The organism is Candidatus Zixiibacteriota bacterium, assembly GCA_036480375.1.
Lineage (GTDB): Bacteria > Zixibacteria > MSB-5A5 > GN15 > JAAZOE01 > JAZGGI01.
Map to the genome: position 1 here is coordinate 1 of JAZGGI010000046.1, position 2,157 is coordinate 2,157.

Genomic DNA, 2,157 nt, shown 5'->3' on the forward strand with positions numbered 1-2,157 from the left:
AGGGAAAGATTAATGGGCGAGGAACCCCCCTCCACCTACTCTTTCAAAATAATTAATCGATCTGGTGTCGAATTGTTAGTTCAAATTAATACCGTTCTTATTAATTGGGAAGGAAAGCCTGCTACCATTAATTTTATAAGAGATATTACAGAACAAAAGCGTCTCGAAAATCAACTTCAACAAGCCCAAAGGATGGAATCTTTAGGCACTCTCGCCGGCGGCATCGCCCACGATTTTAATAATATTCTATTTCCCATAGTTGTCTATGCAGAAATGGCGCTGGAGGATACTCCTGAAGATAGTCCCATCCGAGATAATCTCAATGAAATATTGATCGGGACAAAACGTGCTCGGGATTTGGTCAAACAGATTCTCACGTTCAGCCGTCAAGCTGATCAGGAACTTGTACCACTTAAGGTCCAGCTTGTTATTCGAGAGGCTTTGAAACTCATCCGATCTTCACTGCCGAGCACCATCGAAATCAAACAGTATATCAGTAATAAATGCGGATTAGTTATCGCCAACCCGACACAGATTCATCAGGTCGCCATGAATCTGATAACCAATGCCTATCACGCTATGCAGGAAACGGGTGGTAAACTCGAGGTCACCCTGAAAGAGGTCGATTTAGGACTTGAAGAATTGAAAGACCCTGATATGAATCCGGGACCTTATGTTTGTTTGACAGTAGCAGATACGGGCGTAGGCATGGATAATATAGTATTGGATCGCATATTCGATCCTTATTATACAACAAAAGAAAAAGATAAAGGCACCGGGCTGGGTCTTGCTGTTGTTCATGGCATTGTCAAAAGCTATAAAGGGGATATTAGGGTTGATAGTGAACCTGGAAAAGGAACGGTATTCCACGTATACTTGCCTATAATCAAAACCCGGGTTGAAACAGAGGTAACTGAAGTTGTTGCACCTATTCAAAGAGGACATGAACGAATCATGCTTGTCGACGATGAAGACCAGATTGTTCGCATGGAAAAACAGATGTTGGAGCGGCTCGGTTATCATGTTACTACACGAACCAGCAGTATTGAAGCCTTGGCAGCTTTCCAGAATAATTCAGACAAGTTTGATCTTATTATAACCGACATGACCATGCCGAATATGACGGGTGCTCAGCTATCACAGAAACTTCTTGAAATCAGACCGGACATACCCATCATTATATGTACCGGCTTCAGTGAACAAATTGACGCCGAAAAAGCTAAGGCAATGGGCATTAGTGGTTATGTTATGAAACCGGTAGTTCAAAGTGAACTCGCTAAAAAAATACGAGAAGTGCTGGATCAAGACTGAAAATTTTCCTGCCCGAGGACAATTTGCGCTGGTGATAGTTGCAATCTATCGACACGTCACAAACCCCATTATTTCCTTTGATACGGAACGAGTATCCCATCTCGTCATTCACTCAGCTACAGGTCTGGGCTGTGGTCAGAAAATCCCATATCTTGTGGTTTGCCTTCAAGAGCCCAAATTGCAGATTGCTGCCTTGAACTTAGCAAAATTAAAGTCCTAAAAATGCTTGATTTACAAACTAAATCAGCTATTGATTCATGTATTTTGCAGGTGAAACATCAGGCAAGGAATCTGCAATGACGGAGACTCAAACAGGTTTCTTTATTACCGATTTTCCAAGGCATTTCTTTAGCACATGAAAAAGTACTTGTTTTTATGCTTTGAGGGGAGGAATAATTGGGGTTATATATGAAAGGAGGTATCATAATGGCTACTTATATCAGTTTGGTCAGCTATACGCAAAAAGGCATTGAGAATATAAAGGAGAGCCCTTCACGGCTCGACGCCGCTAAAGAACTATTTCGAGCAATAGGTGGTGAACTTAAAGAGTTCTATTTGGTAATGGGGCAATATGATATGATCGTCATTAGCGAAGCACCGGATGATGAGACGGCAGCAAGGGCGGCCCTCACGCTCGGTTCGGCGGGTTCAGTCCGCACAGAAACCTTTCGGGCATTTACAGAGGACGAATACAGAAAAATCATTGAATCGTTGCCATAAAAGATGTTTGCTGAAGCTTTTAGAAAGCCCGTGTATGCTCCCCTCAAATGCATATCCTTGAAAGCAAGCAGATTAGAAGTCACCATATTATTGTGGAAGATATATATTTTCCGATGTTTAGATACT

The 2,157-nt window shown here is 42.0% G+C and carries 2 protein-coding genes; both read left to right on the forward strand.

All coding sequences use genetic code 11. The annotated features are described in order from the left end of the window. Positions 1-1,311: response regulator (locus tag V3V99_13755; protein MEE9443724.1), on the forward strand; the 1,311-nt coding region annotated here is incomplete at its 5' end. Positions 1,312-1,737: 426 nt separating this feature from the next. After that, positions 1,738-2,031, forward strand: coding sequence for a GYD domain-containing protein (locus V3V99_13760; GenBank protein MEE9443725.1), 294 nt, complete (start codon positions 1,738-1,740; stop codon positions 2,029-2,031). Positions 2,032-2,157: the final 126 nt, after the last annotated feature.